Genomic DNA, 16,212 nt, shown 5'->3' on the forward strand with positions numbered 1-16,212 from the left:
TGGCGAGGAGCAGCGAGCACCGGTAATGGCCTGCGTGCTCAGCCCGCTTGTGCCATTGGGGTGACTGAAATTGTTCTGGCCTTTGAGAACGAGGCGTAGCGGTCTTCTGATTGTTGGGTGGGGCAGTTTTACTTTGCGGCTATAGCTTCGGGAATGGAATGCGTGACTTCCTGGAGCCTGAGCAGGTATGGCCGCCTCAGAGGCCAGAGCCGAGCTGGCTCAAGGCCAGTCTTATGGTTTATTTGGCAGGGAAAGTTGCTGCAGCATGCATGGCAGGGATATTTGATGCTGCATCAATAGCCTGGAGGACGGTCGGATGGTCGGCACGTTGGCCGCACGGCTGGACAGCACGATGGTCGACGACGGCCGGTCGGATGGACGGCTGTGGTGCCTGTTATTTGCTCAGCGCAGTACGAAGGCCTCGCTGGCTGACAGGAGCAGGGTAAGGTTCTTGATGTCGGTAAGATGGGCCTTGGGGTTTTTGGCCAGAATGTCGGTGATGGTTTTGAAAATGGTGCTGGACTGGGCACACACGTCAAAGGCCACCTTGATGTCTTCTGGCATCGTTCCCTTGCCAAGGACCTTATCGAGTGCCTGGCAGATAGGCATGTAGTCGGTCATCTGATGGGTAAAGACCAGTACCGGTGAGTCATGACGTCCTATGGCCAGGGCTATGGCATCAGAAAAGCTAAGCTCGGCAAACTTGCGCTGGGCACACAGCTCTGGCAGAAGCATGCACAGTTCTTCGGCCAGGGTATGGTCTTCAACGAGATTGTTAATAACATCAGGCAGCTGCTCGACCTCGCCTGGACCACAGTACTGGCCGTAGAGACGCAGAACTACATTGACCAGGTAGTCGAGCTCCTTCTGGAACTCACGGCTGAAGTTGTGGCCCTCAATGAAGGTATCAGGACTCTGGGAGATAAAGAAAAACATCTTATGAGAGCCAAAGCGCTCAGTAGGCCACATGCGGGTCATGGCCTCAAGGATCTCAGTAAGCTCATAGCTGATAATGCCATCAATGCGGCACTCACAGGTTACAGAGCCAAAGGAGCGTGAGGCGAAGATTTTGACCACACAGAAGCGCTGGTTGCCAAGGCGTTCGGCAATCAGATCCTGCAGCTGCTCCCAGTAATACTGGGCCTCTTCAATGTCCGGGGCTTCACCAATGGATACAAGATCAGACAGCCACACCTGCCAGGAGTGAGTGTGTCCAGCAAAGTATGAGTCAAAACGCTCATAGCAGGTGCCTCCCTCTGCCATGAGCAGCAGGCCATCCAGAAAGGCCGAGGTAAAGGACTCCATGGCATTGGACAGGGATTCAGGCTGATTGGAGCCCATGCCTGCTGAGTTTTCTACTACAGTCTTGTCCCATTTTTCTGAGCTGACCTCAAAGCGCAGCAGTACGCTCTGGTTATTACGCTGACCAATGGATGGAGCAAGGGTGATACCCAGTTCAGGGAAAGTAAGGATATTGGCATTACGCTGAGCTTTACGGCCATTAATCTCGTAATAGGCAACCAGATACTCACAGATCATGCATTCCAGATCGTAGTTATCCAGATTTTTCAGTTCGCCATCAAAAAAGTCAAACAGTTGTTCTGCAGCATGATTTCTTGCCATGTTTAATCCTTATCAGGAGCAGGCCTGATTTTTCCCCTGCAATCCTGAGTGGCAGAAGGTGTTCGGCAGTTTAAATAATGTCGGGCATCATATTGGCCTGAATAGTATGTATGCCTGCATCATGCAATGCCTTAATTGCGGCCGGTTCTTTCCAGGCCCGGACCCTGCTTGAGCATCTTACCATTAGCATTGGCATGGGCACGGCCACGGACACTGTTACTGCCATGCCCACTCAGGCCAGGGCAGGCCAGGTCTGTGCTGTATGGCAATTCAGGCCCAGCCCGTAAGACTGAGCATGGTGTGAGGCATAATCATATTGAGGGCACAGCCTTGAGTGCATGAATACCAGTATTCAATGGTTGAAGCTGTGCTCTTAACCATGGCTATGCCGGTCTTACAAGTCTGGCTTTTGGTTTTGTATGCATGGTCTTGAGCACAGGCAGCTCATGTTCAGTCCCGTAACTGGCTCTGACCATGGAGCATGGCCTATGGCCCATGTTCTCTTACCCTGGAACAATGGCTGAGAGGACAGCTCTGGGCGGACATTTACTATGAGGGTCAGTAACAGGGGGGGCCCGTTTCAGGCAGCAGGATTCTTATTGCATGTGGCAAAAATACTGTGGCCTTAGTCAACTGCCGCTACTACAGCGTGAAAACAGGGGCTGCGAGCCTGTGAGCCTGTAAGGCTGTGAATCTGTGTGCACAACATTGCATAAAGGCCAGGGACTGCTGGCAGGAATGTCGGTACTTACCTTTCCCTGATTCAGGTATAAGTCTGTCTCAATCTGTCCAGGTTTGTCCAGGTCTGCCTAATCGGGATACAGACATAACCTGCAGACACAGGCCCGGCAGGCAATATCATGACCGCTCTCCCGGGCGGGCAATTCTACTCCTGTCTCTACGCAGGTCAATCCCCTGGACATTTGCTTTGACCCTCTTGCCTGTAGAAAATTCCTATTCAGACAGTGAAGGCTCATAAATGATCATATTGCAGGGCATAAAGCTGATGGGGCTTGCCACCCTGTCGGGGGGGCAGCAAGGCCGTTATATCCTTGATTAACGATATATCAAACAAACAGGTTCGGATAAAGTTCAATCGTGGTATGTGTTTAAACCTGTGTGCTTAATCGAGGTTTACACAAATTTAAATATGCTGCACATAGGCGGATAAATTACCTGCAAACAGCGGCAAATGCCTGTGACAGCCATGTCGTGTGCGATGCTGACGGGATGCTTTTTGACTGCTGCACCATGCTGGTTGCTCCTGCTGTCATAACATGACAAAACAGATGTACATGCGAGTCAGTACCTGCCTTAGAGAATCATAATCACAGTTAAGCGCTCATGAAGCAGTTCAAGGTGCATCAGGATCACAAAAACACAGACTTTAATCCTTATTATCCAGTCTGGATCACATCATGCCCCCTGTCTGAGGCCCCTCTGGGCGCCTGCGAAGCACCATTGCCCCAAACTAATCCCTGTGCCTGCCCAAAACAGACACAGGAACAGGCGCAGGCTCGCTGCATATGGCTGGAAAAGACATAAAGGGCGGCCAGCTGCACTGTGCTGCAAGAAAGCGCTGGCGCAGCGACCTCTGTTCTGTGCTGCAAAGGAGCACATGCTCATGTCGGCACTTCATGCCTTTCAGGTATGACTATAGGCTTTGCCCTTGAGAGTCCCGCTGTCAGCAACGGTGCCAGCCATGAGGCATGGTCCATTAGATCAGGCTCAGCAGGAGTGATTGTAACTGTCTGCATAACCCCCATTGCATGTATGACAGCCCGGTATGCATGCCGGAGGGCAGGCAGTGTGCTGGTCAGCATGATGGCATGCCAGCAAGCTGGGCTGAATGTGCGGCAGCTTGACTGATTATTTTGATGTGTGCCTGATTATAGCCACTTGTCTGAGTCTCTGTATGATGCTGGCGCAGTTGCATGGCTGGATAATGGCACATTTGCGGAGCTGGGTGATGGCCTGGCTTCAGCGCTGGATAATGGCACAGCTGCAGGCTCTGCGATGGCGCAACTGCAGACTCTGCGGTGGCACAGCCACAGGCTCTGCGATGGCGATACTGCAGACTCTGCGATGGCACAGAAGCAGGCTGTGTGATGGCGTGGTTGTATTGGGGCAGGTGGTCAGTGCCTTTACAGTGCAAGGCAAGTAAAAATGGGCTCCAGGTGGCTGCAGGGCGCGTGGATACGTCGATAAAATGTTCCTGGCCTGTGCGTACCCTTGACTGCCATGGTAAACTATTGAGGTTATGCTCCTTACGGAGCGCAGGCCGGCAGCGCGGCTGCCTGCACTGGTGCAGCAGCGCTGAACCAGATGTATATCAGGCCTGAGGAATTTGATGCTGGACAGAAGCTGCTGACCGGCTGCAGCTGTCAGATGCTGTAAGTACTGACAGACTTAGGGTTACTGATTTGCTCTTTGCAGCAGGTTGCGGTTATTTTTCCTGTACCCATTTGTACGCAATGCGCTCTGAGCAGGTATCAGGTTGCCTGCCGGTCCCTTGCCACAGTGTGCTGCTTTATTCGGTTTTTGCAGTTAAGGGTCTGCTCCCCTTAATAAGATCTTTGATACGGTTACTGCCTTGAACAATGAGCTTTATATTGTTGATGTATATGTGCCTAACGAGGGTGAGCCTGAAAGCGCCCTTGAGTTAAGCATATTGCGCCTGAACGCAGTCCACAGCCGACCAAGGGTTCATGTGCATACCTACATCATGCCCGGCAGCTACCATCTGGCCCGTATCCGCTGGTCTGATGCCGTTAAACACGGTATTACCCAGGACATGTTCCGTGATACTTTCTGGCCAACCCTTTCTGACATCATCAATGCTGACTATCTCAAAGGTGCTGAGGTAGTGTGCTTTTGCAGCAATATCGAGCCAGTCCAGACCCTGGTAAAAAACGCCTCATTCCGTTTCAGTATTCTCAACCGCTGGCAGGAAGTCTTTGCCGGCGATGCTGTGGCCAGCTCCTTTACTACCTGTGCTCAGATGCTCGAGTACATGGGCCTTGATCCCGAAGATCACTCCAATACCGGCTATACCGCTTCCATGAAGCGAGCTCATGCCTATCTTGCTATCTGGAGTTATCTGTGGCAGTGCTCCAACTTCCATGTACGCCCACCGGCAGGCTATACAACTTTCTCGCAAAATCCTTACTGGCCGCTGGTCAATGTACCTGATCCATGGTATCAGGGTGATCCAAAAGAACTGACTGAGATTCCTTCGGCCGCTCTGCAGGATTATTTCTCTGATCGCCTTCCTGACTATGTCAACTGGTCAAACATGTGCATTTACGGCAATGACTGGAGCTTTGGCCGCTCCCGCAGTGTAGATGTACACCTGACCAATCAGGATGTGATGATCAATTTCATCTTCTACAAGCTCTTTAATCTGCGTACCCGTCTGCTGGTACTGGCCTTTTACAGCCTGTATAACAAGAAGACTGAGTATGCACGCATTATTGCCCTGCATCAGAATCACTTCAACACCCTGAAAAATCACATCAAGGATGACTTTGCATCCTTCGTGATTTCTCATCTGGATGACTTTCTTACCGGCAAGCAGAAAAAGAAGATTATCTCGGCTCTGGTCAACTCTGCTCTGCAGTCCAAATTTGAAGAGCCTGAAGAGCAGCTCAACTATACATTCCTCAAGCGCAATGCTGACCGCAAGGTTATGAGCTTTGATGAGCTTACCCTGAGCAAAAACAGCTCCATCCAGTGGTACCGCCAGATCTCTACCAAGGAAGATGTTATCTACCGCTGCTTTACCATTATGGGCAGCCCTGATGAGCGCAATGACTGCATTGACAATATCAATGAAAAGATAGGTCAGCTGCTTACCGAAGCCAAGGATCCGTTTGCACAGTGCTGGCTGCGCCAGGACCTCAAGGAGTGGATTGAATACATCACCGGCTTTACCTGGATGGAGCTGGCCCGTCCGGCCATGGCCACAGACTCAGGCAGCCTTACCGACACCCGCAATACCATCAGAGGCATTATCTCCGAGCGTTCCAGGCCTTTCCTGAGATCCTATGTAGGCAACTTCAGGACAGTAATCGACTCCATTAATGAAACCAAAGATGGTGAGAAGACTACTTTCTGCTTCTCGTTCATGGGCACCACCTATGACATCGTGGTCGACAAGACCGATGATGGCAGCAGCATGTTTGCCAAATGGAAGAAAAAGCTCCTCTAACCTCCTTCCCATACCTGTAAAGACGCTGGTATAATCCCTGTGCGCCGCTGGTACCCAGAGCGTACAGGGCTCATGTTTAAGCCTTTCGGGCAGCACATGCCCTTTCTCTTCTCCCCCGGCCGTTCAGGCCTTTTTATTTTTCGTAGCGTGCAGGCTCATACCGTAAGGTGCTGAGGTGTATTACTCATGCCCTGACTGTATGCTTGCCGGTCAACAGGATTTACTAATGAAGACTTATATCAGTTTGTTCAGCTGTTCCGGCATTGGCTGTTACGGATTCAAGATGGAAGGCTTTGAGTGTATAGCCACAAACGAGCTGATACCACGCCGTCTGGCTGTGCAGATAGCAAATGGCAAATGCCGCTATCCTGAGGGCTATATCTGTGGTGATATTACAGATGAAGAGGTTAAGGGCCGTCTTTACGATCAGATTGAGTTCTGGAAAAAGCATGAGCACATCAAAAGGGTTGATGTGCTGGTAGCTACTCCTCCATGCCAGGGCATGTCAGTAGCCAACCATAAGAAGACTGATAATGAAATTAACCGCAACTCTCTGGTAGTTGAGTCCATCAAGATTATCAAGAGCGTTCGACCAAGATTTTTTATCTTTGAGAATGTGCCGGCTTTCATGAAGACCCTGTGCACCGACATTGATGGTGTGGATAAGCCTATTGCTCAGGCTATCAAAGAAAATCTTGGTGACGAGTATTCCTTTGACTACCGTATTATCAATTTTAAGAATTATGGTGCCTGCTCTAGCCGTACCCGCACTCTGGTCATAGGCGTCAGCCGTGAGTACGCTGATGAGGTTTCTCCATTTGAGCTTTATCCTGAGACTGTGCCGGAGAAAACTCTGCGTGAGGTTATTGGCTCAATGAAGAGCCTTGAGGTCATGGGGGAAATTGACCCTGATGATGTTCTGCATGCATTCCGAGCCTATCCTGAGCATATGAGAATGTGGGTGCATGATCTCAAGGAAGGTGAAAATGCCTTTGACAATGAGGATATATGTAAAAAGCCTCATAAGATTGTCGATGGCATGCCTGTAGTAAATCAGCGCAAAAACGGTGACAAGTACCGCCGCCAGATCTGGGACAAGGTAGGTCCATGCGTTCATACCAGAAATGATCAGCTGGCCAGCCAGAATACTGTGCATCCTGCCGATGACCGTGTTTTCAGTGTCAGAGAGCTGATGCGCATGATGACCGTACCGGACTCATTCAGATGGACTGAGCACAGCTATGAGCAGCTCAATGCCATGTCAACTGATGAAAAAATCAGCTGGTACAAGCTCAATGAAATGAACATCAGGCAGTGTCTTGGTGAAGCTGTTCCGACAGTAATTTTCCGTGGCATAGCATCAGCTGTTTCCAGAGCACTTGAGCATGAGCCTCTGACTCCACGCGCTATTATCGATATTGTAAAGCGTCAGGCCTTCAGCTCTGTTGATGAGGTGGTGGAGTTTATCAGGACCAACCCGCTTAACCTGTCTCTGTCTGCTCTGGGCAGAGTAGCTGAAATGTCAAATACCAACCGTACTGACAACGGCGCCTATTACACCAGTAAAACCCTGATCACAGAGATGATCAAATTACTGCCTGATGTTGATAAGGACGAGATTCATATTCTTGAGCCATCAGCCGGTGTTGGTAATTTTATCCCTATTATTGCCAGTCATTTTACCGGCAAAAGAGTTCAGATAGACCTTGTAGACATTGATCCTGACAGTTCACGTATCTGCAAGGCTCTGATGGACAAGTATGAGCTTCCAGATAACTGCTCTGTAAAATATATTGTAGATGACTTCCTGACACATAACTTCAGCAGCCGTTATGACTTTGTTATTGGCAATCCGCCTTTTTTCAAGATGAAAGCAGGAAAGGGCAGTATGCTCAGTACCTATCAGCATGATGCCGTCAATAAGGGAGCATCCAACATATGCTCTTTCTTCCTTGACAAGGCAGTAAAGCTTGCTGACTATGTGGCTCTGGTTTTTCCCAAGTTCATCCTCAACACTCCTGAATTTGCTCCGTCACGCCAGTATCTGAGTGATATGCGTTTTGACTGCATAATAGATTTTGGAGAGCATGGTTTCCCTGGTGTGCTGATTGAAACAGTAGCCCTGCTTATCAACACCACAGCAAAGCCAAAAAGAACCAGAGTCATTTCCATGACTCAGCATCTTGATCTTGATCAGGAGCAGAAATACATATTCGATCCGCAGCTGCCATACTGGATTATCTATCGTGACCAGGATTTTGATGCAGTATGTGACAAGCTTGATTTTGACCGCTTTACCGTTTTCCGCGACCGTCAGCTGACCAATTCCACCATGTCTGACAGTGGCGATATCCGTGTACTCCGATCTCGCAATATCAGTGATGACGGCTGTCAGATCATCGATAGTGAGGGCTATGACGCATATATCAGTAAGGATGATGCCAGAGCCCTGTCAGTATATGACTACCTTGATCGCGATGATGTTTACCTGACTCCAAACATGACCTATTACCCAAGGGTTATGAAGAAACCAAAGGGGGTTCTGGTCAACGGCTCTGTGGCTATCCTTATTCCCAAGGACAGGAATACGGTACTTACAGATGAGCAGTGTCTCTATTTTTCGGGTGACGAGTATCGCAGGTTCTACCGCATTGCGCGCAACCACCAGACCCGATCTCTAAATGTCGATGCCTGCTCTGTATTTTTCTTTGGTGTGCTGCGTGAAGATGCCCCAAAGCATGCTCCAAAGCATGACCCTGAGCTCTCGGTAGATGCTGACTTTGTTCAGAATATGCCTCTGTTCCGCATGCCCTCTCAGTCAGTCTTGGAGGGTAAAGCTGCAGGCACAGCCCCGGCAGAGACCACAGTGCGCCGCAAGGCTACTCAGTCAGCACCGGAGGGTAAAGCTGCAGGCACAGCCCCGGCAGAGACCACAGTGCGCAGCAAGGCTACTAAGTCAGCACCGGAGGGGAAAGCTGCAGGCACAGCCCCGGCAGAGACCACAGTGCGCCGCAAGGCTACTCAGTCAGCACCGGAGGGTAAAGCTGCAGGCACAGCCCCGGCAGAGACCACAGTGCGCCGCAAGGCTACTAAGTCAGCACCGGAGGGTAAAGCTGCAGGCACAGCCCCGGCAGAGACCACAGTGCGCAGCAAGGCTACTAAGTCAGCACCGGAGGGGAAAGCTGCAGGCACAGCCCCGGCAAAGACCACAGTGCGCCGCAAGGTTGCTCAGTCAACCCCGGGACCTAAAGCTGCAGGCACAGCCCCGGCAAAGACCACAGTGCGAAGCAAGGCTACTAAGTCAGCACAGGAGGGTAAAGCTGCAGGCACAGCCCCGGCAAAGACCACAGTGCGCCGCAAGGCTACTCAGTCAGCTCCGGAACGTAAAGCTGCAGGCACAGCCCCGGCAAAGACCACAGTGCGCCACAAGGCGACTCAGTCAGCACCGGAGAGTAAAGCTGCAGGCATAGCCCTGGCAAAGACCACTTTGCACCGCAAGGCTACTCAGTCAGCCCCGAAGGGTAAAACTGCAGGCACAGCCCCGGCAAAGACCACAGTGCGCCGCAAGGCAATCTACGGCAAAAATGCAAAATAACGAAGCACAAAGCAGCAATCTGCCATCCAGGCATCAGGATAATGCAGCATCATAGAATGTTGCTACAAGTTGCTGTCATGTAGCAGAGTGCTGTCACAGCATGTAGCAAGTCTGCAGGTCGTGACAGCACCATGATGAGAGCTGCAGCGCTTTGCTGCATAAGGGCTGCACAGCGCACAAAACATCAATACACAAGCTGTAAATCAACTGCTGACACTCAGCCTGGCAATGGGTGAACAGTAATCTTCTTTATCCAGGCAAAAGGCCGCATGCGATCTCAAGTATCAGCAGCGGCCTTTGTTTTATGCGGACAGTTTGTAGCAAAAATAGCTTGTGTGTACTGAAAAACTGTTCATCTGGATCTTTTAAAACTCTGTGTTGACGCTAATTATTGCCCGCTATACTGAAAAAAACATGAGAACACAGGACATGCAGTTTTGCTGCTACCTGACGACCATTTCCAGCATTAGCTGAGCATGAAAATGCTCGGGTTAATGCTTGTGCAAAAACATGTCTAAAGGCATGCATTATCCCATAAATATCAGCTTTGATGTGGGCAGTATCTGCCTTTGTACAAGCTGATGTAGGAGGTGTGTCAGGTGATTCTTTCAATATTCTCTATAATACGTAAAAGAAAGCATACTGTATTTTTCTTCTCTGTGTTGCAGCTAATTATTGGCCGCTATACTGAAAAAAGCTCGAGCAAATCCAGTAAGTAAAGTTCAGCCTGACTGTGGTTAAAATGGCTTTTATATGTGCCTTTTACCATATATGAAAGCTGTGGTTTTACGAAATGACAGATATAATTCCGGCCTGATTGCCGGGTCGTTAACTCATAAATACTCTGTAATATATTTTACAGAGGTTTAATTAGAAATCCTGAAATCTGTCTGATGCCCCCTTATCTCTGCCAGGGGTTGCTAATCATCAAACATAAGAAATGCTGTCCTGAACAGCACAGCTCAGTCTTATAAACCGGAGTACCTAATATGATTTCAAAGCAATATGTTCTGGATTTTATAAACTCTCATGACTACGATGTCAGAAAGAGTCACAATGCTCGATGGATTGACCAGAAGTGCACACCTGATGTAGTGATGATTGTTGCCGACTGCGTGCTGCACTACTCTTATGAGAAGAATGAGCCTTTTACCCGTACTGACATCTGGCGCTGTCAGTATGCTGAGGAAAACGTTCATGATATTTTCCGCAAGCCGTCAGTGCATGACAAAAATGCAGAAAGTGAGTACGACAAGTTTTTCTCTCAGCCGCTTAAGCTTCTTGCTTATGCCGGTGTTCTCAACGAGCAGAAAGGCACCCCTGACGGCAAACAAATTAAAACCAACTTTTATACTGTCGCCGATATTGAGGTGTTGAAGTTTATTGCCGCAAGAGAGCTCAATTCTCTGTATTTCGTTACTGAGTACATCAGCAAGGTTCTCTCTGACAGCGGTCTGACTCCAGACTTTGAAGCTTTCTTTGATGAGCAGACCCCTGAGGCAATGGATGCCCTGCGACACAGCTTCTTCTCATTCACCCAGAAAAACACCCCTGTCAATGGCGATCTTGAGTGTGGCCGTATCTTTACCAAGATCATTAACCCTCTGGCTTTCAGCAGAAATCTAAGGGGTACTGAGCGCGGTGCCATTTCAAAGCAGGCCATTGGTTACGCTGATTTGATGTACAACCGCAATAACTTCCGTGATTTGCTGGTCAACAAGCCAAAGGGCGTTACCAGACAGGAGTATGCTCAACAGCTGCCAGATATGCCCAATGATGGATATATCAAACTCATGTCCATCAAGAGCAAGCAGTATCTTAAGGAGTACAACGATCAGTTCCGCGCTTCTGTCACTGAGCACAATGATGATATTGAAGTGAACGGTCTGGGAGTACACGTGCATCATATTTTCCCTGAGGCTGTCTTCCCCGAGATTTCGGCATATCTGGAAAATCTGATTGTGCTGACTCCAACTCAGCATCTGACTCATGCCCATCCAATGGGCAAGACCAGAGTTATTGATCCTGCCTATCAGCATCAGCTGATTCTTTCCAAGATCAACCGTATCAGGGAAAACCTGTCTGACAGTGATCCAGGTCTTCTCAATATGTGTGAGCCTGGCTACGACTTCAACAATCTGCTTTATGTGCTCAGCACCGGTCTTGAAGACGAAAGCATCAATGATATTGCCAGTGGCGATTACGACAGCCTTATTGCAGCCGTTAACGCCCACTACCAGGCAGCCTGATATTAAGTGGCAGATAGCCTTGCAATGAGCCTGTCTGCCACCAGATTTCAGGTCCATCACAGACCCTGCCACCATAAGCTGGTTGCCGTTACCTTAAGTCTTAAATAACGGCACCAGCATATTCACATACTGCCCTCCAATCTGGATATCATCCATCACACACCAGTACTGATATCATTCATCGAACACCCATCCTGCAGCAAGTGCTGTTATGCATGTCATATATTTCATGTCTGTCATGCATTTCATGCCTTGCTGCCGAATGCTCAGCCCATACAAATACAGCTGTGCTGAGGCCCTTGACCACAACAAAAGCCCCTCATGCCTCTCATGGCAACAGTATGCGGGCACTATATGAGTGTTTGCCTGACATGAGGCAGGCAAGGCTCACCCAGTTCCGACCTCACCAAACAACATCTCACCACACCACATCTAACTTCAGTCCCTTGCCAGGAGCAAGGCTACAGCCATGTCTGCAAAAGCTCCATGCCAGCATCATAATGCGCTAAAAAAAGCACTTTGTGACAGTCTAAGAGACAGTGTTTCAAATGCTGTTCAGGAATTTTTGTTCATTTTCAGGCCCGTTTTGGGCCTTTTTGCTTTGTGCTCAGGCATAATTACCTGAGCAGCCCGGTTTTTCCACCCGGCTCTGACAGTGCAGCTCCCTGATATTTCGGTCACATGTGGCAAGTGACCATCAGAATCGGTCTGCACCCTGCTGCCGCCATGACTGGCCTGCGCACAGCAACAGTCTCCTGTGCTAAGAGTCAGCGGCCCCAGACCCGAGGCTCTTAGCCCTAAGCTATGGCCCTGAGCTCTAAGCCATGAACATTGAGCCTTAGCCTGAGTCTGAGACTGAGGCTCTGGGATCTATGCTCTGGGCCATGAGCAATAAGCACTGATACAGTGGCTATGTGTGATTCATCGCTGCAGGCGCGCAGCTCTGCGCAGCTGCTTTTGCTGCAGCAGTAGCTGTCGCAACGGTTTTGGCTGTGGCGCAGCAGCACCTCAGGCTGTGAATGTCACCGTAGTATCAGCAGTAGCTGATAAGTGACGGGCAGTGGAAGCTGGACGTGTTTTGTTTTTGTGTAATGAGGTAAGAGCAATGGCAGATCGTGTCATTCCTCACGGCGTGGTGCCGAATCCTAAAACCACTCTTAGTCTGCCTGTGGCCTTTGAGACCATTCAGGCTGGCTTTCCTGCCCCTAATGGCGGCTATATTGACGGCAATCTTGATGTCAACGAATTCCTGGTAAGTCATCCAAGTTCCACCTATATCTACAGAGTGGCAGGTGACTCCATGATTGAGGCTGGCATTATGCCTGATGATTTCGTGCTGGTAGATTCCTCAATAGAGCCCCGTTCCAACGACATAGTAGTTGCCATGGTAGACGGCGAGTACACCATCAAAAAGCTGGTCAAAGGACCACCACCTCAGCTGGTACCATGCAATAAGGAATACTCTCCAATATTTATTGGAGAGTATACCGAAGTAACAGTAATCGGACCGGTAATCTCAGTAATACGCAAATACCACTGAACCTGCCAGATTCAGCCCCACCGGCCCTGACTGCCCAAATGTCAGGGCTCAACTGGCCCGGATGCCGGGCTGTTGGAGCTCGCTGCCCTATCAGCCTGGCTGTCAGAGCACAGGTGGCATCAAATCACTACGTTTTGCCAGCAGCCACCGCCATAACAGCACTTGCTGCTGATGAGAGTGCTGCGCGGCTGCAGTACGGCTGCTGTCAGAGGTCAGCCATAACATCTCCTGCAGATGTTATGTAACTGAAGCCGTTATGGGCGGCAGCTGGAGCAATCAGCGCCAGACATACCAGCCTGCACCAGCACAGAGCTGTTCAAATCACTACCGGATCTGTACATTACCGCTGCTGACCATACTGGCAGCATAAAAGAGTTCCAAGGAGCACCTCCATAGACTGCTCCCGCAGTTTCATGCATGTATCTCATGTTTCTGTAGCCGACTGGCCCTACTCCTGCCTTATGGAAAGTGCCCTGCTGGCAGGTCGCTAATTTCCATGATCCATGATCATAAGTATGCAGCTGACATATGCTTTGCAAAGTATTTTGTAGAATGTATCGGTGTTCAAGTTACCTGGTTTCGGCGTAATGCAGTGGAACTGATGGTACATGGTACATGGATGTGCCCATGGATATGAGCACTGGTCCAAATGTCAGGTTGCGCGCGGCGATATGCGGCGCTGCGACTTTGAGGCTTTGGGGTTGCTCCCTGGCTGCATGGCGGAGCTGAGTTCGTAGTGACGGCGGCATGAGATCGAGGTTGAGGGCTGAATCAGTGGCTTTGCACGTGAGACGCATGGAGCTGGGCACTTTATAATGGGCACCGTGCACTGTGAGCATGGCAACGTGTACAGGGCACGGTCATTGTTGCTGTGAACAGGGTACCGTGTACAGGTCATGTGGGCATGGTTGTTGTGCTGTTATGCTCGGTTGCGGCAAGACTGGTTAAGCAAGGAAGAATATATGGGACGTCCACGTAAAGACAGCCGTTCAGTTAAAAGACAGCGCAGCGTCTTTCTTTCCGACGAGGAATATGTCCGTCTTAAGGACATGGCTGCCACCTGGGGCATAACCGTCTCCCAGATGGTCTCCGAGCTTATCAACCAGGCCTGGGAGAGTAATGCCTATCTCAACGGCTATGACAGACTCAGCGCCGATGAGCGCCATCAGCTCTCCGAGCAGCGTATGCGCACCATGGAGCGTACCCGCCGTCGCGCAATTGGCTTTGAGGGATCCTATTACGATCGCATGAACGGCCTGGACCGTGGTCTTACCAATGTCATGATTATTGCCGCTCCCGAAAATATTGGCAGCTCAGGCTTTGGCAGCGGTGCAGCTGGTGCAGCCAGCGGTGCCGGTGGCGGAGCTGGCGGCCAGCAGGGCCGTCGTGAGTTTCCCGGTATTTTCTGCAGCAGTCTTGGCAATGTGTGGGTAGTGCCTTATGGCATGCTTGACCGTCTGACTTCAGTAGAGCTTATGGGCTGGCCCTGCTATGCCTCGGTGCTTGATTACTTTGCAGGTTCTCCTATACCAAAGAGCCATCTGGGCGAGTTTATCGACACTAATAAGAGCCATGTGCTCTCCAGTTATGCTGAAAAGGCCGTGCTCAAGCGTCTTTATGAGCTTTATGGCAGGATGCGCATGCCTGAGTTGCCACAAAGCCCGTTAATGCGCCGTCAGCAGCTGCATGAAAAGAGACAGCGTCTGATTGACAGGCTCATGTCCATTGCTGCACGTCGAGCTCCGTCCCGGGATTCAGCTTTTGATGCAGCCGCAGCAGCCGCATCGCCAGTGTCTGGCTCATCTTTGGTACCAGGAACATCTCTGGTGCCTGGCACTTCAAGTACAGGGCTGCCTTACAGCACTGAGACTCTGACCTTCCTTATGAGCACCATGAGCGATGAAGAGCTCAGCAGCATGGAGCTCAACTCTGATGACTGGCTTTATGAACTCTTTACCAGTCTTGAGACCTTTACCGGCAGCAGGGGCTCACCTGTTTCCTGGCGCTGGCTGCGCGAGGCTCAGCAGGCAGCAACTTTCCATGATCCAAAGCCTGAAGGATCTGACACTGATTACGAGTACGATGACCAGTCAGCTGCTGGCGCTGGCACTGGCTATGCCGATGGCTCTGGCTCTGGTTATGGACATGGCCATGGCGGCGCTGCAGGTTCAGCTGATGGCAGTGGTGATGGGGATACCCACAGCCCATGGGTAAGCCGTCTTGACGGGGACATGAGCTCACTGCTCAGGGGCTCAACCATGGAAACAGCCGGCAGTATCCTGGCTCAGGAGCTCATGCAGGCGGCAGCCGGAAAGGACAACACCGGACCGGCTGGTCCTGCCGGTCATGCCGGGACCAGGAGCACATTCCAGACCCAAACGCATGCTCACAGTGCCATGGAGCAGGGGGATGATGCAGGTACATCAGATCCATCCGTTGCAGGCTCATCAGCTGCTGGTGCTGGTCCTGCTGGTGATGACAGTAGTGCGGACCAGGCAGGAGGTAATAGCGCTGCTGGGCTGCGTCTGCGCAAAGGACGACAGCGCTCGGCTGAAGCCGAAGAGCTGGAGCGTGGCGCCCCGGCCCGCAGCTTTGCTGTGGCCTCCCCGGCAGTTGCAGAGCTCATGCGTCGTCAGATAGGCGCAGCCGGGGGTGAGGACAGCGCCGCACAGTCACCAGACGCCAGCTCCAGTGGTCAGAGCCAGAAGGGCGGCGCCAGCCAGACCAGAAAACAGTCACCATCAGGCCACAATATGCTGGCCCCTGATCTCTTTGGTCATGACCATTAATACAGCTGAATTGCATAAAGCACCAGGCGGTCCAGGCTCTTTGCCTGATTCCATGCTCTTTGCCGGGCCGCCCTCTGCCCAGGGCGTACGCATGATACGTGCTAAGCGGCTTTTCTCAGCTCTAAAGCGGCAGCAATTATGCCTACTGCATTTAGCAGCTGAGCATCGTCAGCCAGACGCACAACGAGCCTTTTTATTGAGCTGTC

At 50.8% G+C, this 16,212-nt stretch carries 6 protein-coding genes; 5 read left to right on the forward strand and 1 reads right to left on the reverse strand.

All coding sequences use genetic code 11. From position 1 onward, the window contains the following. Positions 1 to 402: 402 nt before the first annotated feature. Positions 403 to 1,623, reverse strand: a complete 1,221-nt coding sequence (locus MXE41_RS11720) for a DUF6348 family protein (RefSeq protein WP_246977625.1) — start codon at positions 1,621 to 1,623, stop codon at positions 403 to 405. 2,593 nt (positions 1,624 to 4,216) lie between these two features. Between MXE41_RS11720 and MXE41_RS11725 the strand changes: the two genes are divergently transcribed. The 5 genes from MXE41_RS11725 (at position 4,217) to MXE41_RS11745 (ending at position 16,006) form a co-directional block, all read left to right on the forward strand. Further along, positions 4,217 to 5,833: a hypothetical protein gene (locus MXE41_RS11725; protein ID WP_247100614.1), complete on the forward strand. Its 1,617-nt coding sequence runs from the start codon at positions 4,217 to 4,219 to the stop codon at positions 5,831 to 5,833. Between the two features lie 226 nt (positions 5,834 to 6,059). Continuing rightward, positions 6,060 to 9,428: a DNA cytosine methyltransferase gene (locus tag MXE41_RS11730; protein ID WP_247100615.1), complete on the forward strand. Its 3,369-nt coding sequence runs from the start codon at positions 6,060 to 6,062 to the stop codon at positions 9,426 to 9,428. A gap of 989 nt (positions 9,429 to 10,417) precedes the next feature. Then, positions 10,418 to 11,677 (forward strand): hypothetical protein, encoded by a 1,260-nt coding sequence (locus MXE41_RS11735; RefSeq protein ID WP_246977622.1) that lies wholly within the window; start codon positions 10,418 to 10,420, stop codon positions 11,675 to 11,677. Between the two features lie 1,105 nt (positions 11,678 to 12,782). Next, on the forward strand, positions 12,783 to 13,217 hold the full coding sequence (gene umuD / locus MXE41_RS11740) for a translesion error-prone DNA polymerase V autoproteolytic subunit (RefSeq protein WP_246977621.1): 435 nt from the start codon (positions 12,783 to 12,785) through the stop codon (positions 13,215 to 13,217). Positions 13,218 to 14,179: 962 nt separating this feature from the next. Beyond that, complete coding sequence (locus MXE41_RS11745; protein ID WP_247100616.1) at positions 14,180 to 16,006, forward strand: hypothetical protein; 1,827 nt, start codon at positions 14,180 to 14,182, stop codon at positions 16,004 to 16,006. The last annotated feature ends 206 nt before the right edge of the window (positions 16,007 to 16,212 follow it).

The sequence above is a fragment of the Anaerobiospirillum sp. NML120449 genome (assembly GCF_023051105.1).
GTDB lineage: Bacteria > Pseudomonadota > Gammaproteobacteria > Enterobacterales > Succinivibrionaceae > Anaerobiospirillum.

Bases quoted from the DNA above. Each gene is read 5' to 3' on its own strand.
- umuD (WP_246977621.1), top strand. From the start codon at position 12,783: ATGGCAGATCGTGTCATTCCTCACGGCGTGGTGCCGAATCCTAAAACC.
- MXE41_RS11730 (WP_247100615.1), top strand. From the start codon at position 6,060: ATGAAGACTTATATCAGTTTGTTCAGCTGTTCCGGCATTGGCTGTTAC.
- MXE41_RS11720 (WP_246977625.1), bottom strand. From the start codon at position 1,623: ATGGCAAGAAATCATGCTGCAGAACAACTGTTTGACTTTTTTGATGGC.
- MXE41_RS11745 (WP_247100616.1), top strand. From the start codon at position 14,180: ATGGGACGTCCACGTAAAGACAGCCGTTCAGTTAAAAGACAGCGCAGC.
- MXE41_RS11735 (WP_246977622.1), top strand. From the start codon at position 10,418: ATGATTTCAAAGCAATATGTTCTGGATTTTATAAACTCTCATGACTAC.